Consider the following 17,616-nt stretch of genomic DNA (forward strand, 5'->3'; position numbering starts at 1 on the left):
CATTCAGTTGACGCGAATTCCTGAGATGGACCGCGGCGGGGCAATTGGAGCCACGCCGCGGCAAACCGGCAGGCAAGAAGGATTTTCAACGATGGCAACGATCACTGCTGCGATGGTCAAGGATCTGCGCGAGTCCACCGGCGCAGGCATGATGGACTGCAAGGCCGCGCTGACCGAGAACGACGGCAACATGGAAGCTGCGCAGGATTGGCTGCGCAAGAAGGGCCTGTCCAAGGCCGCCAAGAAGTCGGGCCGCGTCGCGGCCGAAGGCCTCATCGGCGCGCTCACCAAGGGCAACAAGGGCGTCGTGGTCGAGGTCAACTCCGAGACCGATTTCGTCGCGCGTAACGGCCAGTTCCAGGGCCTGGTCAAGATGGTCGCCCAGGTCGCTTTCGACGCCGGCGCCGATGTCGAGAAGATCAAGGCCGCCAAGGTCGGCGACGTCACGGTGGAAGCCGCGATCAACGACGCGATCGCGACCATCGGCGAGAACATGACGCTGCGCCGCGCGGCTTCGCTCGAAGTGAGCCAGGGCGTGGTGTCGAGCTACGTCCACGGTGCGGTCGTCGACGGTGCCGGCAAGATGGGCGTGATCGTGGCGCTGGAATCGCCCGGCAAGGCCGACGAGCTCGCAGCGCTCGGCCGCCAGATCGCGATGCATGTCGCCGCCGCCAACCCGCTTGCGCTGGACCCGTCCGGTCTCGATCCGGCCGTCGTCAAGCGCGAGAAGGACGTGCTCGCCGACAAATATCGCCAGCAGGGCAAGCCCGAGAACGTGATTGAGAAGATCGTCGAGTCCGGCCTGAAGACCTACTACAAGGAAGTGTGCCTGCTCGAGCAGGCCTTCATCCACGACACCGGCAAGTCGGTGGCGCAGGCGGTGAAGGAAGCCGAGGGCAAGGTCGGCGGCGCCGTGAAGATCGCGGGCTTCGTGCGCTATGCTCTCGGTGAGGGAATCGAGAAGCAGGAATCGGACTTCGCGGCTGAGGTCGCGGCGGCCAGCGGCAAGAAGTAAGCGCCGGAACGTTCCTTCCGGCGTGCCGCCGGAAGCGGCGCCCGGACGAGGAAAGTGCTCATGACTGATCCGGTCTATCGTCGCGTCGTGATCAAGCTATCCGGCGAATATCTCGCAGGACAGCAGGGGTTTGGCATCGATCAGCCGACCATGGACCGGGTTGCGGATGATCTGATCGCGGCCCGCCAGCTCGGATGCGAGGTGGCGGTCGTGATCGGCGGCGGCAATATTTTCCGCGGCGTCGAGGTCTCCTCGCGCGGCGTCTCCCGCACGACCGGCGACACCATGGGCATGCTCGCCACCATGATGAACTGCCTCGCGCTGGAAGCCACCATCGAGCGCAAGGGCGCGCCGGCGCGGACGCTGTCGGCGTTTGTCATGCCCGAGATTTCCGAGCTGTTCACGCGCACCGCGGCGCACAAATACCTCGCCGAGGGTCGAATCATCGTGCTCGGTGGTGGCACCGGCAATCCGTACTTCACCACGGACACGACGGCCGTGCTGCGCGCCGCAGAAATCGGCGCCGAGGCGGTGCTGAAGGCCACCAATGTCGACGGGGTTTACTCGGCCGACCCGAAGAAGGACCCGTCGGCCAAGCGGTTCGACCGGCTGACGCATTCGCAGGCTATCGAAGGCGGCTACAAGGTGATGGATGCGACCGCCTTCGCACTTGCCCGCGAGACGTCGCTGCCTATCATCGTATTTTCGATCGCGGAGCCCGGTTCGATCGGCGCGATTCTGCGCGGCATCGGCCACGGGACTGTTGTCGCCGGCTGACGGGCTCGTCTTGGTGCCCCGAAGGAGGGGTGCGGTGAGGTCGCCGGACTATTGAAGGAGAAGCGTGATGGCCACGGGTAATTTCGACCTCAACGAAGTGAAGCGCCGCATGCAGGGCGCGGTCGCATCCCTCAAGCACGAACTCGGTGGCCTGCGCACGGGCCGTGCATCGGCCTCGATGCTCGATCCGGTGCAGGTCGACGCCTATGGCAGTCACATGCCCCTCAATCAGCTCGCCACCGTCAGCGTGCCCGAGCCGCGCCTGATCTCGGTGCAGGTCTGGGACAAGTCGATGGTCAAGGCCGTCGAAAAGGCGATCGTCGATTCCAATCTCGGCCTGTCGCCGGCAACCGAAGGCCAGGTGCTGCGCCTGCGCATCCCTGAACTCAACGAGGAGCGCCGCAAGGAGCTCGTCAAGGTCGCGCACAAATATGCCGAGGCCGCCAAGGTCGCCGCGCGTCACGTCCGCCGCGACGGCCTCGATGTCCTCAAGAAGCTCGAGAAGAATCACGAGATGTCGGAGGACGACCAGAAGCGTCACGCCGACGAGGTGCAGAAGGCCACCGACGGCACCATCACCGAGATCGACCAGCTGCTGGCCGCCAAGGAAAAAGAAATCCTCACCGTTTAAGGCCTTTTTCGATGTCCAACGCCGCCGCGCCCGCAACGGACGGACCTGATCGGTCCGATGTGCCTGCGCATGTCGCCATCATCATGGATGGCAACGGGCGTTGGGCGGCCGCGCGCGGTCTGCCGCGGGCCGAGGGCCATCGCCGCGGCGTCGAAGCGCTGCGGCGCGTGGTGCGGGCCTCACACGAGCTCGGCATCCGCTATCTCACCATCTTCTCGTTCTCGTCCGAGAACTGGTCGCGCCCGGCAAGCGAGATCGGCGATCTCTTCGGACTGCTCCGGCGCTTCATCCGCAACGATCTCGCCAGCCTGCATCGCGACGGCGTCAAGGTGCGCATCATCGGCGAGCGCGCCGGGCTCGAGGGCGACATCTGCGCGCTCCTCAACGAGGCCGAGGAGTTGACGCGCGACAACACGCGCCTCACGCTCGTCGTCGCCTTCAATTACGGCTCGCGGCAGGAGATCGCGAAGGCCGCGCAGAAACTCGCCCGCGAAGTCGCCGACGGCACGCGCGATCCCAAAACGATCGACGCCGACGCACTCGGCGCCCATCTCGATGCGCCCGACATTCCCGATCCAGATCTCATCATCCGCACCAGCGGCGAGCAGCGCCTCTCCAACTTCCTGATGTGGCAGGCCGCCTATAGCGAGCTCGTCTTCGTGCCGGTCCATTGGCCGGATTTCGACAAGGCGGCGCTCGAAAGCGCGGTCGCCGAATTCGCCAGGCGCGAGCGCCGTTTCGGCGGCCTGGTCGCGAAATCAGCCTCGTGAGCGAACCCGAGGCCGCACCGGCGGGCACGACGCCGGCCCCGAGCAATCTGGTGATGCGAGTTCTCGCTGCGCTGGTGCTGGCGCCGATCACGCTCGCGCTCGCCTATGCCGGCGGCTGGCTGTGGGCGCTGCTCGTCACCCTGGTGTCGATCGGGCTGTTCACGGAATGGCTGACGGTGGTGGGCGCAGGCTCGACCGCGCTGACCGGGGCAGGGACCATCGTCATTGCCATGATGGGCTTGTGCGTTGCCGCAGGCGCGCTGAAGACCGCCGTCATTGTCGGCTTTATCGGCGGCGCGATCGTGACGCTGATCGCGCGCGGCAAGTTCGTCTGGGCCGCGAGCGGATTTGCCTATGCATCCGCGGCGCTGCTGGCCTCGATCCTGGTGCGGAAGGATCTCGTGCACGGCTTCACCGCGCTGATGTTCGTGCTGCTCGTGGTATGGGCGACCGATATCGGCGGCTATTTTGCCGGCCGTGGTATCGGCGGGCCGAAGCTTTGGCCGCGCGTCAGCCCGAAGAAGACCTGGGCCGGCGCGTTCGGCGGCTTTGCGGCGAGCCTTGCCGTTGCGGGCGGCTTCGCGGCCTTCGGCATCGGAAAGGCGGTTCCACTGCTCGCCGTCAGTGCCGTCCTGTCGGTGGTCTCGCAGGCAGGCGACCTGTTTGAATCCGCTGTGAAAAGACGCTTCGGCGTCAAGGATTCCAGTCACTTAATTCCCGGCCATGGCGGGCTATTGGACCGTCTGGACGGCTTTGTCGCCGCCATCCTGGTGGCATGGATTATCGGCTTCCTCCGCCATGGTGTGCATAGCGCCGGAAGCGGTCTTATGGTTTGGTGAGGATATGAGCGCAGTCCCATTGCGTAATAACAAGCTTGCTGCGACCGACATCCGCAGCGTCACGGTCCTCGGCGCCACCGGCTCGATCGGCGACAGCACGATGGATCTGCTGCGCGCTTCGCCCGAGCGCTATCGCGTCGAGGCGCTGACGGCGAACAGCAATGTCGAAGCGCTTGCAAAACTCGCGAAGGAATTTTCCGCGCGCTTCGTCGCGATTGCGGACAGCACCAAGCTTGCCGACCTGAAGTCTGCTCTTGCGGGCACGAGCACGGAATGCGGCGCCGGCGAAAGCGCGGTGATCGAAGCAGGCGCGCGCCCGGCCGATTGGGTGATGGCCGCGGTGAGCGGCGCGGCGGGATTGAAGCCGGCGCTGGCTGCGGTCGATCGTGGCGCGCATGTCGCGCTCGCCAACAAGGAATGCCTGGTCTGCGCCGGTGATTTCTTCATGCAGCGCGCGGCGAAAGCCGGCGCATGCATTCTGCCTGCTGATTCCGAGCACAATGCGCTGTTTCAGGCGCTGGCATCGGGCAATCGCGACGAGCTGGTCCGCGTCATCATCACGGCATCGGGTGGCCCGTTCCGGACCTGGAAACCCGCCGACATCGAGAAGGCGACGCTCGAGCAGGCCCTGAAGCATCCGAACTGGAGCATGGGCCAGAAGATCACGATCGACTCCGCCTCGATGATGAACAAGGGCCTCGAGGTGATCGAGGCGTCCTATCTGTTCGCGCTTTCGCCCGACGAGATCGACGTGCTGGTGCATCCGCAGTCGATCATCCACGGCATGGTCGAGTTTTCGGACCGCTCGGTAATGGCCCAGCTCGGCTCGCCCGACATGCGCACGCCGATCGCCCACTGCCTTGGCTGGCCCGACCGGATCAAGGGACCGGCGGCCAAGCTCGATCTGGCCAAGATCGGCCAGTTGACCTTCGAGGCTCCCGACTTCGAGCGGTTCCCCGGGCTTCGCCTGGCTTTCGAGTCGCTCCGGACCGGGAAGGGGGCGACCACCGTCTACAACGCCGCCAACGAGGTCGCGGTCGCGGCCTTCATCGCCGGCAAGATCCGCTTTGGTGCCATCGCCCGCCTGGTCGAGGCGACGCTGGAGGACTGGATCCGGAGCGGGAACCAAGGCCCCATGACGTCAGCGGATGATGCAATAAACGTTGACCATGTTGCGCGAAATAAAGCTGCCGCCCTATTGCCTCAAATTGCCTTAAAGGCATCCTAGACAGTTCGGGGCCAGGGCCTTGCGGCGCTGGATGAGGGAATTCGATGATCGACTTTTTTACCCATAGTTTCAATACGTTGAGCCATGGGCTCCTCGGCTACGTCGTTCCCTTCCTCTTCGTCCTGACCATCGTCGTGTTCTTCCATGAGCTCGGCCATTTCCTGGTCGCGCGCTGGGCGGGCGTTCGGGTGCTAACCTTCTCGCTCGGGTTCGGACCTGAGCTGGTCGGTTTCAACGATCGCCACGGCACGCGCTGGAAGATCTCGGCAATCCCGCTTGGCGGCTACGTCAAGTTCTTCGGGGACGAGAGCGAGGCCTCGACGCCGTCGGCCGCGACGCTGGAGGCGATGACGGCGGAGGAGCGCGCCGGCAGCTTCCACCACAAGAAGGTCGGCCCGCGCGCCGCCATCGTCGCCGCCGGACCTGTCGCCAATTTCATTCTCGGCGCCCTGATTTTCGCAGGCATGGCCCTGTATTACGGCAAGCCGAGCACGATCGCCCGCGTGGACGGCGTCGTCGCCGACGGTGCCGCGGCCGCCGCCGGCTTCAAGATCGGCGACGTCGTCGTGCAGATCGACGGCAAGCCGATCGAGAGCTTTGCCGATATGCAACGGATCGTGGCGACGAGCGCAGGTTCAGCCCTGGCTTTCGAGGTGAAGCGGGACGGCGGGCTGGTGTCCCTGACCGCGACCCCGGCGCTGCTCGAGCGCAAGGATCCGTTTGGCAACAGTCACAAGGTCGGCGTGCTCGGTGTCGAACACAAATCGCAGGCCGGTGAGGCCTCGACCTCGCCGGTCGGTGTCGGCGAGGCGCTCAAGATCGGGGTCGAGCAGGTCTGGTTCATCATCACCAGCACCTTCAAGTTCCTGGGCTCGCTGTTCATCGGGCAGGGCAATCCGAACGAGGTCAGCGGCGTCCTCGGCATCGCCAAGATGTCGGGACAGGCGGCCAGCGCCGGGTTCCAGTTCGTGATCAATCTATGCGCGGTGCTGTCGGTTTCGATCGGCCTGCTGAACCTGTTCCCAATTCCGCTGCTCGATGGCGGTCACCTTCTGTTCTACTCGGCCGAGATCGTCCGCGGCCGTCCGCTGTCCGAGCGGACTCAGGAGATGGGGTTCCGAATCGGGCTCGGTCTGGTGCTGATGCTGATGGTGTTTGCCACCTACAACGACATCCTGCGGATGGCCGCTTCCTGATCGGGGCTTTTTTGTGGCGTTGCTGTTGAGCAACGTCTTGGAATGAAATTGAAATTACCCTGTCAGCTGCCGTTTGCGATGTCGGGGAAATTGGCTACAAGCGGCTAGAACTTGGGGAATCTCCCAGACCGGCTTTGGGGTTGGGTCTGGTAAGTTGATAAGGGCGCGTTGCGCATGAAGTTTGGACTGCGACTCCGGGGGGGCTTGCTCGCAACCCTGATCATGTTCGGCGCGCCGGTGGTTGCCCCGGTTGGGGCTGTTTTGGTGTCTTCGTCTGCGCTCGCTCAGACCGTGCAGTCGATTTCCGTCGAAGGAAATCGCCGCGTCGAGGTGGAGACGATCCGCTCCTATTTCAAGCCGGGCCCCGGGGGGCGCCTCGATCAGGGCGCCATCGATGATGGCCTCAAGGCGCTGATCGAGACCGGCCTGTTCCAGGACGTGAAGATCAACCGTGGCGCTGGCGGCCAGCTCGTCGTCTCCGTTGTGGAAAACCCGGTGATCGGACGCATCGCGTTCGAGGGCAACAAGAAGATCAAGGACGAGCAGCTCACCGCCGAAGTGCAGTCCAAGGCCCGCGGTACCTTCTCCCGCGCCATGGTGCAGTCGGACACGCTGCGAATCGCCGAAATCTATCGCCGCTCCGGCCGCTATGACGTGACCGTCACGCCCGAGATCATCGAGCAACCGAACAACCGGGTCGATCTCGTCTTCACGATCAACGAAGGCGCCAAGACCGGCGTCAAGTCGATCGATTTCGTCGGCAACAACGCGTTTTCGTCCTACCGCCTGCGCGACGTCATCAAGACGCGCGAAACCAATCTGCTGAGCTTCCTCGGCAGCGGCGACGTGTACGACCCCGATCGCGTCGAGGCCGACCGCGACCTGATTCGCCGCTACTACCTGAAGAACGGCTTCGCCGACGTTCAGGTCGTCGCCGCGCTCACCGAATACGATCCGGAGAAGAAGGGCTTCAACGTCACCTTCAAGATCGAGGAAGGCCAGCAGTACCGCGTCGGCACCGTCGATTTCCGCTCCACCATCCCGAACTTCGACCCAACCACGTTGCGCTCTTTTTCGCGCGTCAATGTCGGTTCGCTCTACAATGTCGAATCGGTCGAGAAGTCGGTCGAGGAGATGCAGATCGAGGCCTCGCGCCGCGGCTATGCCTTCGCGGTGGTGCGTCCGGCCGGCGATCGCAATTTCGATGCGCACACCGTCGCCGTCGTGTTCAACATCGATGAAGGTCCGCGCACCTACATCGAGCGCATCAACATTCGCGGCAACACCCGTACCCGTGACTACGTGATCCGCCGCGAGTTCGACATCTCCGAGGGCGATGCCTACAACCGTGCGCTGGTCGACCGCGCCGAGCGCCGCCTGAAGAACCTCGACTACTTCAAGACCGTGAAGATCACGACGGAGCCGGGTTCGTCCAGCGACCGCGTGGTCCTGGTCGTCGATCTCGAAGAGAAGTCGACCGGCGACTTCTCGGTCTCGGGCGGTTACTCCACGACGGACGGTGCGCTGGCCGAAGTCTCCGTCTCCGAGCGCAACCTGCTCGGCCGCGGCCTGTTCGCCAAGGCGTCGGTCACCTACGGCCAGTATGCGCGCGGCTATTCGCTCTCGTTCGTCGAGCCTTATCTGCTCGACTATCGCGTCGCGCTGGGCCTCGACCTCTATCAGCGCCAGCAGCTGTCCAACAGCTACATCTCCTACGGCACCAAGACGCTCGGCTTCTCGCCGCGTCTCGGCTTCGCCTTGCGCGAGGATCTGTCGCTGCAGCTGCGCTACTCGATCTACCGGCAGGAAATCACGCTGCCGTCCTATCTGGCGAACTGTAACAACGTCCCGACCTCGGGCGCGTTCAACCCGAGCCCGGCCTATGCTGCCCTCAACGGCATTGATCTGAGCTCGACCAACGGCCTCGGTTGCTACAGCGACGGCGAGGCCTCGCTGCCGGTCCGCAAGGAGCTTGCGAACGGCAAGACGCTGACCTCGGCGCTCGGCTACACGCTGACCTACAACACGCTCGACAACAACAAGAACCCGACCGACGGTCTGCTGGTCGACTTCCGGCAGGACTTCGCCGGCGTCGGCGGCGACGTCTCCTATCTGAAGACCGCCCTCGACGCGAAGTACTACCAGTCGCTGGTGTCGGACCTGGTCGGCCTCGTCCATCTCCAGGGCGGTGTCCTGAACAAGATCGGCAGCAAAGATCTGCGCATGCTCGATCACTTCCAGATGGGTCCGAACCTCGTTCGCGGCTTCGCGCCGAACGGCATCGGCCCGCGCGACATCAACCCGTACGACACGCAGGACGCGCTCGGCGGCACCAAGTATTGGGGCGCCTCGCTCGAATTGCAGATGCCGTTCTGGTTCCTGCCGAAGGAAGTCGGTCTGAAGGGCGCGGTCTATGCCGATGCCGGCGGTCTGTATGACTACCAGGGCCCGACGACCTGGACGCTGACAGGCGAAACCACGACGACCAAGAACTCGAATTGTATCGCGTCGACGATCAATCCGAACACCGCCGGAACCTGTACTGGCCTCGTCTACGACGACAGCAAGGTTATCCGGTCGTCGGTTGGTGTCGGCTTGATCTGGGCCTCACCGTTCGGTCCGCTGCGCTTCGACTACGCAGTGCCGCTCACCAAGGGCAAGTACGACCGTACGCAGGAATTCCGGTTCGGCGGCGGCACTTCGTTCTAATTCGATCAGCAGGGCTTGAGCCGGCCGCTTTGGGAATTCCTCCAGGAATTCCTTGGGGCCGGCCGCCAAAAAGATCGTGCTCAATCCGTGAGATAAGGCATGATGCGGCCTGACCGCTTCATGCCGAAGCCGGACCGCGACGGGGTGGAATGGCGCAGCCGACCTTCTTCAAGAAACCGCCTGCTACGGCGCTGGCCGATATCGCCACGCTGACAAAGGCGCAACTGGTCGACCCGAGCAGGGGCGGTCATGTCATCACGGGTCTCGCTTCGCTGGACGAAGCCGGTCCGATGCATCTGGCGTTCTTCGACAACCTCAAATACGCCGATGAGCTCAAGGCGACCAAGGCTGGCGCCTGTCTGGTGAGCCCGCGATTCGAGGCGCAGGTGCCCGCGCATACGGCCGTGCTGCGGGTGGCGCAGCCGTTCCGGGCCTTCGTCAGGATCGCCCGGGAATGGCACGCGGACGCATTGCGCCCAAAGTCCTGGTTCGGCAACGACGGCATCGCGCCATCGGCCATCATCGACCCGTCGGCACGGCTGGAGGACGACGTCATCGTCGAGCCGCTGACCGTCATCGGTCCTGACGTGGAGATCGGCAGTGGCACTGTGATCGGGGCGGGCGTGGTCCTAGGTCCAGGCGTCAAGATCGGCCGGGATTGCAATGTGGGCGCACGTACGGCCATCCAGTGCGCGCTGATCGGCAACAACGTGCTGATCTACCCCGGCTGCTCGATTGGCCAGGACGGCTATGGCTTCATCTTCTTCGGCCCCGAGGGCCATTTGAAAGTGCCCCAGACCGGTCGTGTGCTGATCCAGAACAATGTGGAAGTCGGCGCCGGCACCACCATCGATCGCGGCTCCCTGCGCGACACCGTGATCGGGGAGGGTACGAAAATCGACAATCAGGTCCAGATCGGCCACAATGTGACCATCGGCCGGAATTGCCTCTTGGCGGCCCAGATCGGGCTCGCGGGCAGCTTGACCATCGGCGACAACGTGGCGCTGGGAGCGAAGGTTGGTATCAACAATCACCTCAAGATCGGCGATGGAGCCCAGGTGACCGCCATGAGCGCGGTCAAGGACGACATCCCCCCGGGGGGGCGTTGGGGCGGGCATTTCGCCAAGCCGACCAAACAATGGTTCAAGGAGATCATCGCGGTGGAGCGCCTGGTACGCGACAGCAAGGCCGATCCGAAGGACGAGGGACGGGAATGACGGAGGAATCACCTGTTAAGTTTGCGCTGGTGGATATCAATGCGATCCTCCAGACCCTGCCGCATCGGTTTCCGATGCTGCTGATCGACCGGGTGATCAACATCCGCGCCGATTACAGCGGTATCGGCATCAAGAACGTCACCTTCAACGAGCCGGCCTTCCAGGGGCATTTCCCGGAGCGTCCGGTCTATCCTGGTGTCATGATGATCGAGGCGATGGCGCAGACCGCAGGTGTGATTGGCATCAAGTCGGTCGAGGGCACCGAGAAGCCGCGCGCGGTGTATTTCCTCACCATCGACAAGTGCAAGTTTCGCAAGCCCGTGCTTCCAGGCGACACCATCGAGTATCACATGCGTTCGCTCGGCCGCCGCAAGGCGATGTGGTGGTTTCACGGTGACGCCAAGGTCAACGGCCAGGTCGTCGCCGAGGCCGACGTCGGAGCCATGTTGACCGATTGAGAACGGCGGGTCGCCCGTTCAAGTGTTGGATGAAGTGATTGATGCGAGCTGCACGGCTTGTTCAGCCGGCGTCTGAAACATGCCGAGATCATACGTCACTGGACAGATCGGGCGCAGTCGCGCTAACCAGCGGAAAGCCGAGCAAGTTCAACACATAGTCAGACCTTGTTGATAAGTAAGATCGCTTGATGAGTAAGATCGACCCCACCGCGCGGGTGGAAGACGGCGCCGTGATCGGCGAGGGCACCGAGATCGGGCCCTTTTGCATCATCGGCCGCAACGCCCGGATCGGGACCAATTGCAAGCTGATCGGACAGGTCACCGTCATCGGCCACACCTCGATCGGCGACGGCTGCGTGATCTCGCCGTTCGCGGTGCTTGGCGGCGCGCCGCAGGACCTCAGCTACAAGGGCGAGCCGACCACGCTCGACATCGGTTCTGGCAACACCATCCGCGAAGGTGCGACGATGAACGTCGGCACCGTCAAGGGCGGCGGCAAGACGCGCGTCGGCAATGACGGCTACTTCATGAACAACAGCCATGTCGGCCATGACTGCGTGGTCGGCAACAACGCGATCTTCGCGACCTCAGCGACGCTCGGCGGCCATTGCGAGATCGGCGACGCCGTCTATATCGGCGGCCTGTCCGCGGTGCATCAGTTCACCCGTATCGGCAACTACGTGATGGTCGGCGGCCTCTCGGGCGTGCGCGACGATATCATCCCGTATGGGCTCGCCAACGGCCAATATGCGGTGCTGGAGAGCCTTAACCTGATCGGCATGAAGCGGCGCAAGTTCACCAAGCAGCGGCTTGTGACGGTGCGCGCGTTCTACCAGAAGCTCTTCCACGGCCCCGGCACGTTTGCCGAGCGGCTGGAGTCGGTGCTGCCGCTTGCAAGCGAAGATCCCGCGATCGCCGAGATCCTCGGCTTCATCGGCAAGGGCAAGCGCCCACTCTGTCTTCCGACCATCGAGAAGTGATTTTGGGATGGCCGCGGGCATGACATCGGCGGCTTCAGAGGTTTCATCGCCAGTCGGCGTGGTCGCAGGCGGAGGCGCCATGCCGTTCGCGGTCGCCGACTCGCTCGCTGCGCGCGGCATCACGCCGGTGCTGTTTCCTCTCCGGGGGGCCTGCGACCCGGTGCAGGTGGAGAAATTCCGCCATCGCTGGATCTCAGTCGGACAGCTTGGCCGCGCCATGCGGCTGTTCCGCGAGGAGGGGTGCCGCGACCTGATCTTCATCGGCACCTTGGTGCGGCCCTCGATCACGGAGATCCGCTTCGACATCAAGACGCTGCGACTGCTCGGTAACGTCATCCGCGCCTTCCGTGGCGGCGACGATCATCTGCTGTCCGGCGTCGGGCGGATCCTGGAGCAGGACGGCTTTCGCATGGTCGGCATCAAGGACGTCGCGCCCGACCTCCTGATGCCAGAGGGCTGCATCAGCCGCGCCTGGCCGGCGGATAATGCCAAGAGCGACATAGAGCGCGGTCGCGCAGTGCTCACAGCGCTCGGGCCGTTCGATATCGGGCAGGCCGCGGTCGTGATCGACGGCCATGTCGTGGCGGTCGAGGACATCGAGGGCACCGATGCGCTGCTGGCGCGCGTGGCGCGCCTGCGCGAAGAGGGCCGCATCCGCGCGGCCACGGGGCGCGGCGTGCTGGTGAAGGCGCCGAAGAGCAACCAGGATCTGCGCTTCGACCTGCCGACGATCGGCCCGCGCACGATCGAGGGTGTCGCCAAGGCCGGCCTTGCCGGTGTCGCTGTGATCGCCGGCAACACCATCGCTGCCGAGCCGCAGGCGATGATCGCGCTTGCCGACGCCAAATATCTCTTCGTTGTTGGTCTGCCGGCGTGATGCAGGTTCGCGATCCCAAGCGGAAGATTTTTCTGATCGCGACGGAGGAGTCCGGCGACCGGCTCGGCTCGGCCCTGATGAAGGTGCTGCGCCAGCGGCTTGGCGATGGCGTGGAGTTCGAGGGCGTCGGCGGCCTCACCATGGCGCGTGAAGGGCTCGAGACGCTATTTCCCATCGAGGAACTGTCGATCGTCGGCCTTGCCGCCGTGGTGCAGCAGCTGCCAAAAATCCTGCGGCTGATCCGCGAGACCGCGGACGCCGTGACCGAGGCTGCGCCCGACGTGCTCGTCATCATCGACAGTCCTGATTTTACCCATCGGGTTGCCCGCCGTGTGCGCGCGAAGAATCCCTCAATCCCCGTGATCGACTATGTCTCGCCCTCGGTCTGGGCTTGGCGGCCGGGGCGGGCGCGCGCCATGCTCGGCTATGTCGATCATGTGCTCGGCCTGCTGCCGTTCGAGCCGGAGGAATATCGCAAGCTCGGTGGGCCGCCCTGCAGCTATGTCGGCCATCCCCTGACCGAGCAATTGGGCTCGCTGCGGCCGAACATGGAGGAGCAGAAGCGCCGCGCCGGCGAGCCGCCGGTGCTGCTGGTTCTGCCCGGCAGCCGCCGCAGCGAGATCCGGCATCATCTCGACGTGTTCGGCGCGGCCATCGGCCAATTGCAGTCCAGCGGCGTCGCATTCGAATTGATGCTGCCGACCATGCCGCATCTCGAAGCCACCATTCGCGCGGGCGTCGCGAATTGGCCCGTCAAGCCGCGGATCGCGGTCGGCGAAACCGAAAAGCGCGCCGCGTTCCGGATCGCGCGCGCGGCGTTGGCAAAATCCGGCACGGTGACGCTGGAGCTGGCACTGTCAGGCATCCCGATGGTGACGGCTTATCGCGTCGGTGCGATGGAAGCTTTCATCCTGCGCCGCGCGATCCAGGTATCTTCGGTGATCCTTGCCAATCTCGTGATCGGCAAGGATGTGATCCCCGAATTTCTGCAGGAAGACTGCACGCCTTCGAGGCTCGCCGGCGCACTGTCCGAAGTGCTGACCGACTCTCCGATGCGTCGGCAGCAGGTCGAAGCCTTTGCGCAGCTCGATACCATCATGTCGACCGGCGACAAATCGCCGAGTGTGCTCGCCGCCGATATCGTTCTCGCGACGATGCGGAAAGGGCGGTAGACAGCGGTCTTGTAGGGTGGGCAAAGCGAAAGCGTGCCCACGCACTGTTTGTGACCGAGAGAGATGGTGGGCACGGCGCAAGGGCGCCTTTGCCCACCCTACGAAACTACGGATACTTCCCGTGCCGTCAGGCTAAGCCACCATCGACCCGAAAACACTGGCAGCTGATGCGTTGACTCGCATCTGAGGCGAGGAACAGCGCCATGTCAGCGATATCGTCGGGCGTCACCGCATCGGGGATGGCCTGGCGCGTGCGCATCTCGGTGATCTGCCGCTCGTCCGGATACCATAGCTTGCGCTGCCGCTCGGTGATGACCATCCCCGGTGCGATGGCGTTGACGCGGATACGGTCCGGACCGAACTTGCGGCCGAGCGAATTGGTGAAGCCGACGATCGCCGCCTTGGCTCCGGCGTAGACCGGCAGCCCTGGTGCGCCGCGCATCCAGGCGATCGAGGACATGTTGATGATCGAACCGCCGCCGCGCGCCTGCATCTGCGGCACCACGGCTTGCGCGGCAAAGAAGACGTGCTTGAAATTGACACCGATCATCCAGTCGAAGTCCGTCGGCGTCACGTCTGAGAGCACCTGGCGCTGGTCATTGGCGGCGTTGTTGACGAGAACCGCGGCATCGCCAAGCGATGCGTGGACCTTCGCCAGCGCGGCGCGCAGCGCGTCGATATCAAGGAGGTCGCAGGGCACGAACAGCGGCGCTGTGCCTGACTTCTTGGCCACCTCCTGCGCCAGCGCTTCGCCGGCCTGCGTGTCGATGTCGAGGAAAGCGACGCGGGAGCCCTGGGCAGCGAATGCGTGCACGAAAGCGGCGCCGATGCCGCTGGCGCCGCCGGTAATCACCACCACGCGATTGGCGAGGTCGGCATAGGTCGTCTGGGTCATGCGATCAGTCGCTCCGTCTCAGGGTCGAACAGGCAAATGCGCCTGATATCAAGGGCAAAGGAAGCGGTGGTACCCGGCGTCGGGCGGATGTCCGGCGAGATGCGCGCCTGGGCGGGCTCTCCGCCCAGCCGCAGCAGGACGATGGTCTCGGCGCCCGTGGGCTCGACGAGCTCGACCGGTGCGGTGACCATGACGGGCGGCCCCACGGCTCCGGAGAACACGCGGTCGCCCTCAGCGATGCATTCGGGCCTGATTCCGAGCACCACGTCGCGGCCGACATAGGAGGCCGCCGCGTCATAGCCCTGCAGGCGGAGACGGACCTCGTCCGGACGGCCTGAACCGATCACCACGACAGGTCCGTTGCTATCTGCCTCGAGCCGGGCCGGCATCGTGTTCATCGGCGGCGAGCCCATGAAGCGGGCGACGAAGAGATTGGCGGGATAGCGGTAGACGGTGTCGGGGTCGGCGAATTGCTGCACCACGCCGCGATGCATCACGGCAATGCGGGTCGCCATTGTCATCGCCTCGATCTGGTCGTGGGTGACATAGACGATGGTGGCGCCGATGCGCTGGTGCAGCCGCTTGATCTCCATGCGCATCTCGACGCGCAGCTTGGCATCGAGATTGGAGAGCGGCTCGTCGAACAGGAAGAGCAGGGGATCGCGTACCAGCGCGCGTCCCATCGCCACGCGCTGGCGCTGGCCGCCTGACAATTGCGACGGCTTGCGACCGAGCAGCGGCTCGATCTGGAGCAGTCGGGCGACGTTCGCCAGCGCCTTCTCCTGCTCGGCTTTGGCGACGCCGCGGCATTCCATGCCGAAGGTGATGTTCTGACGCACCGTCATCGAGGGATAGAGCGCATAGGATTGGAACACCATGGCGATGTCGCGGTCCTTTGGCGGGACGTCATTGACGATCCGCCCTCCGATCTCGATGGTGCCGTCGCTGGCGCGATCGAGCCCGGCGACGATGTTGAGCAGCGTGGACTTGCCGCAGCCGGACGGCCCAACCAGCACGGTGAATTCGCCGCTCTCGATGTCGAGGTCGATGCCCTTGAGCACCTCGAGATTGGCGTAGCGCTTGGACAGGGCGCGAATGCTCAGTGCTGCCATGACATATCCATCATTTCACGGCCCCGGCAGTGAGGCCGCGTACAAAATACCTGCCGCCGAAGAGATAGATCAGCAGAGTGGGCAGGGCGGCGATGATCACCGCGGCGCTCTGCACACCTTGCTTGGGGATATCTGCGACAGGGGTAGACAGTGCGATGAGCGCGGCCGTCACGGGCTGCTGCTGGCCGGTCGTGAAGGTCACGCCGTAGAGGAATTCGTTCCAGATATGAGTGAACTGCCAGATCACGGTGACGATCAGGATGGGTGCCGAGAGCGGCAGGATGATACGCCAGAAGATGCGAAAGAAGCCGGCGCCATCGATGCGTGCGGCTCGGATCAGCTCGTGCGGAATGGCGACATAATAGTTTCGGCAGAACAGCACCGTGAAGGAGAGCCCCTGGATCGTGTGGATCAGCACGAGACCCGACAGCGTGTTGATGAGCCCGATGTCCCGCAACACGATGGTCCAGGGCAAGAGGCGCATCTGCTGGGGCAGGAAGAGGCCGAGGGTGACGATGCCGTAGATCCAGTTATCACCGCGAAAACGCCAGAGCGATACGGCGTAACCGGCGACAGCGCCGAGCAGGGTCGAGAAGATCGTCGCCGGGATCGTGATGAGCGCTGAGTTCAACATGTACGGCCGGATGCCGGCGCAGGTCTCGGCGACGCAGAAGCCGCTCCACGCCATGGCGTAATTGCCAAAGGCCCAGTTTTGCGGCCAGCCGATCATCGAGCTCTGCGCGATCTCCTCATTGGTCCGCAGCGAGTTCAGGACGACGACGACCAAAGGCGCAAGGTAGGCGGCCGCGAACAAGGTCACGATCAGATAGATCAGAGCGCGGCTTGGGGTGAAGCTTCGGTCACGCATGGGCCGCCCGCCGTTGCCGGACATAGCGCCACGCCGCATAGGGCAGCAGCACTGCAAGAAGGATGAGCAACATCAGCACTGCCGCCGCCGCGCCCCGCCCGAGCTGGCTGCGCTGGAACATCAAATCGTAAACGACAAGGGCCGGCAGCTGGGTCGCGATTCCCGGCCCGCCATTGGTGAGTGCGCGGACGAGGTCGAATGCCGAGATCGCAAACTGCAACTGGACGACGATGACCGTGACGGTGATCGGCCAAAGCGTCGGCAGAATGACGCGCCAATAGGTTCGAACAGGCCCGGCACCGTCGATCTGTGCCGCCTTGATGATATCGGAATCGACGGAGCGGAGGCCGGCCAGGAAGAGGGCCATGGCAAAGCCGGAGGATTGCCAGATCGCGGCAATGACAATGGTCCAGATCGCCATGTCGCGGTTGACCAGCCAGTCGAAGTGGAAGGAGGTCCAGCCGAGATCATGGGCAAGCTTCTCGATGCCGATGCCGGGATTGAGCAGCCAGCTCCACACCGTGCCGGTCACGACGAAGGACACGGCCAGGGGATACAGGAAGATGGTCCGCAGCACGTTCTCGCCGCGAATGCGCTGATCGAGCAGGATCGCGAGCAGGAGGCCGGTCGTCAAACTGAGCAGCACGAAAGCGATGCCGAACAGCAGCAGATTGTCGAAGGCGATCTGCCAGTTTCGCGACGCCAGGACCGAATTGTAGTTGCGCAAACCGACCCAGCCCGTCACGGGAATAAGGGTGGAGGGCGTGAACGAAATCCAGATGGTCCAGATCGAAAACGAGATGAGGTGCGCTGCTGATAACAGCAGCGGCACCCAGATCACCAGAAATTCGGGCAGCCGGCGCACCATCTCG

At 64.1% G+C, this 17,616-nt stretch carries 17 protein-coding genes; 13 read left to right on the forward strand and 4 right to left on the reverse strand.

Annotation, left to right across the window (positions count from 1 at the left end):
- Window positions 1-91: 91 nt before the first annotated feature.
- The 13 genes from tsf (at window position 92) to lpxB (ending at window position 13,869) form a co-directional block, all read left to right on the forward strand.
- Window positions 92-1,015 (forward strand): translation elongation factor Ts, encoded by a 924-nt coding sequence (gene tsf, locus L6637_RS00475; protein ID WP_237861989.1) that lies wholly within the window; start codon window positions 92-94, stop codon window positions 1,013-1,015.
- A gap of 60 nt (window positions 1,016-1,075) precedes the next feature.
- Window positions 1,076-1,792 (forward strand): UMP kinase, encoded by a 717-nt coding sequence (pyrH, locus tag L6637_RS00480; RefSeq protein ID WP_237861991.1) that lies wholly within the window; start codon window positions 1,076-1,078, stop codon window positions 1,790-1,792.
- Between the two features lie 67 nt (window positions 1,793-1,859).
- Window positions 1,860-2,423: a ribosome recycling factor gene (gene frr / locus L6637_RS00485; RefSeq protein WP_128951567.1), complete on the forward strand. Its 564-nt coding sequence runs from the start codon at window positions 1,860-1,862 to the stop codon at window positions 2,421-2,423.
- A gap of 11 nt (window positions 2,424-2,434) precedes the next feature.
- The gene (locus L6637_RS00490) at window positions 2,435-3,193 is read left to right on the forward strand and encodes an isoprenyl transferase (protein WP_237861993.1); all 759 of its coding nucleotides are present in this window, start codon (window positions 2,435-2,437) and stop codon (window positions 3,191-3,193) included.
- Window positions 3,190-4,032, forward strand: a complete 843-nt coding sequence (locus L6637_RS00495) for a phosphatidate cytidylyltransferase (RefSeq protein ID WP_237861995.1) — start codon at window positions 3,190-3,192, stop codon at window positions 4,030-4,032. Before L6637_RS00490 ends, L6637_RS00495 begins: the two co-directional genes overlap by 4 nt.
- Window positions 4,033-4,036: 4 nt before the next feature.
- Window positions 4,037-5,260: a 1-deoxy-D-xylulose-5-phosphate reductoisomerase gene (dxr, locus tag L6637_RS00500; RefSeq protein ID WP_237861997.1), complete on the forward strand. Its 1,224-nt coding sequence runs from the start codon at window positions 4,037-4,039 to the stop codon at window positions 5,258-5,260.
- A gap of 44 nt (window positions 5,261-5,304) precedes the next feature.
- On the forward strand, window positions 5,305-6,456 hold the full coding sequence (gene rseP / locus L6637_RS00505; protein WP_237861999.1) for an RIP metalloprotease RseP: 1,152 nt from the start codon (window positions 5,305-5,307) through the stop codon (window positions 6,454-6,456).
- 174 nt (window positions 6,457-6,630) lie between these two features.
- The gene (gene bamA / locus L6637_RS00510) at window positions 6,631-9,165 is read left to right on the forward strand and encodes an outer membrane protein assembly factor BamA (protein WP_237862001.1); all 2,535 of its coding nucleotides are present in this window, start codon (window positions 6,631-6,633) and stop codon (window positions 9,163-9,165) included.
- 149 nt (window positions 9,166-9,314) lie between these two features.
- Entirely contained in the window at window positions 9,315-10,382 is a 1,068-nt protein-coding gene (gene lpxD / locus L6637_RS00515) for a UDP-3-O-(3-hydroxymyristoyl)glucosamine N-acyltransferase (RefSeq protein WP_237862003.1), read from the forward strand.
- Window positions 10,379-10,840, forward strand: a complete 462-nt coding sequence (gene fabZ, locus L6637_RS00520) for a 3-hydroxyacyl-ACP dehydratase FabZ (protein ID WP_237862005.1) — start codon at window positions 10,379-10,381, stop codon at window positions 10,838-10,840. Before lpxD ends, fabZ begins: the two co-directional genes overlap by 4 nt.
- A 188-nt stretch (window positions 10,841-11,028) precedes the next feature.
- Window positions 11,029-11,820, forward strand: coding sequence for an acyl-ACP--UDP-N-acetylglucosamine O-acyltransferase (lpxA, locus tag L6637_RS00525; RefSeq protein ID WP_237862007.1), 792 nt, complete (start codon window positions 11,029-11,031; stop codon window positions 11,818-11,820).
- A gap of 19 nt (window positions 11,821-11,839) precedes the next feature.
- Window positions 11,840-12,697, forward strand: coding sequence for an LpxI family protein (locus L6637_RS00530; protein WP_237862009.1), 858 nt, complete (start codon window positions 11,840-11,842; stop codon window positions 12,695-12,697).
- Complete coding sequence (gene lpxB / locus L6637_RS00535) at window positions 12,694-13,869, forward strand: lipid-A-disaccharide synthase (RefSeq protein WP_237862011.1); 1,176 nt, start codon at window positions 12,694-12,696, stop codon at window positions 13,867-13,869. Before L6637_RS00530 ends, lpxB begins: the two co-directional genes overlap by 4 nt.
- Before the next feature lie 127 nt (window positions 13,870-13,996).
- Here lpxB and L6637_RS00540 read toward each other — a convergent pair whose 3' ends face one another.
- Genes L6637_RS00540 through L6637_RS00555 form a run of 4 tightly spaced genes read right to left on the reverse strand, consistent with a single transcriptional unit; the run spans window position 13,997 to window position 17,612 of the window.
- The gene (locus L6637_RS00540) at window positions 13,997-14,764 is read right to left on the reverse strand and encodes an SDR family NAD(P)-dependent oxidoreductase (RefSeq protein WP_237862013.1); all 768 of its coding nucleotides are present in this window, start codon (window positions 14,762-14,764) and stop codon (window positions 13,997-13,999) included.
- Entirely contained in the window at window positions 14,761-15,876 is a 1,116-nt protein-coding gene (locus L6637_RS00545) for an ABC transporter ATP-binding protein (RefSeq protein ID WP_237862015.1), read from the reverse strand. The genes L6637_RS00540 and L6637_RS00545 overlap by 4 nt, the downstream gene beginning before the upstream one ends.
- Window positions 15,877-15,886: 10 nt before the next feature.
- The gene (locus L6637_RS00550) at window positions 15,887-16,744 is read right to left on the reverse strand and encodes a carbohydrate ABC transporter permease (protein WP_237862017.1); all 858 of its coding nucleotides are present in this window, start codon (window positions 16,742-16,744) and stop codon (window positions 15,887-15,889) included.
- Window positions 16,737-17,612, reverse strand: a complete 876-nt coding sequence (locus L6637_RS00555; RefSeq protein WP_237862566.1) for a carbohydrate ABC transporter permease — start codon at window positions 17,610-17,612, stop codon at window positions 16,737-16,739. The genes L6637_RS00550 and L6637_RS00555 overlap by 8 nt, the downstream gene beginning before the upstream one ends.
- Window positions 17,613-17,616: the final 4 nt, after the last annotated feature.

The sequence above is a fragment of the Bradyrhizobium zhengyangense genome (assembly GCF_022012435.1).
In the GTDB taxonomy this organism is placed as follows: domain Bacteria; phylum Pseudomonadota; class Alphaproteobacteria; order Rhizobiales; family Xanthobacteraceae; genus Bradyrhizobium; species Bradyrhizobium zhengyangense.

Bases quoted from the DNA above. Each gene is read 5' to 3' on its own strand.
- frr (WP_128951567.1), top strand. From the start codon at position 1,860: ATGGCCACGGGTAATTTCGACCTCAACGAAGTGAAGCGCCGCATGCAG.
- L6637_RS00550 (WP_237862017.1), bottom strand. From the start codon at position 16,744: ATGCGTGACCGAAGCTTCACCCCAAGCCGCGCTCTGATCTATCTGATC.
- L6637_RS00555 (WP_237862566.1), bottom strand. From the start codon at position 17,612: ATGGTGCGCCGGCTGCCCGAATTTCTGGTGATCTGGGTGCCGCTGCTG.
- fabZ (WP_237862005.1), top strand. From the start codon at position 10,379: ATGACGGAGGAATCACCTGTTAAGTTTGCGCTGGTGGATATCAATGCG.
- lpxA (WP_237862007.1), top strand. From the start codon at position 11,029: ATGAGTAAGATCGACCCCACCGCGCGGGTGGAAGACGGCGCCGTGATC.
- dxr (WP_237861997.1), top strand. From the start codon at position 4,037: ATGAGCGCAGTCCCATTGCGTAATAACAAGCTTGCTGCGACCGACATC.
- tsf (WP_237861989.1), top strand. From the start codon at position 92: ATGGCAACGATCACTGCTGCGATGGTCAAGGATCTGCGCGAGTCCACC.
- rseP (WP_237861999.1), top strand. From the start codon at position 5,305: ATGATCGACTTTTTTACCCATAGTTTCAATACGTTGAGCCATGGGCTC.
- L6637_RS00530 (WP_237862009.1), top strand. From the start codon at position 11,840: ATGACATCGGCGGCTTCAGAGGTTTCATCGCCAGTCGGCGTGGTCGCA.
- lpxD (WP_237862003.1), top strand. From the start codon at position 9,315: ATGGCGCAGCCGACCTTCTTCAAGAAACCGCCTGCTACGGCGCTGGCC.
- pyrH (WP_237861991.1), top strand. From the start codon at position 1,076: ATGACTGATCCGGTCTATCGTCGCGTCGTGATCAAGCTATCCGGCGAA.
- L6637_RS00545 (WP_237862015.1), bottom strand. From the start codon at position 15,876: ATGGCAGCACTGAGCATTCGCGCCCTGTCCAAGCGCTACGCCAATCTC.
- bamA (WP_237862001.1), top strand. From the start codon at position 6,631: ATGAAGTTTGGACTGCGACTCCGGGGGGGCTTGCTCGCAACCCTGATC.
- L6637_RS00540 (WP_237862013.1), bottom strand. From the start codon at position 14,764: ATGACCCAGACGACCTATGCCGACCTCGCCAATCGCGTGGTGGTGATT.
- L6637_RS00490 (WP_237861993.1), top strand. From the start codon at position 2,435: ATGTCCAACGCCGCCGCGCCCGCAACGGACGGACCTGATCGGTCCGAT.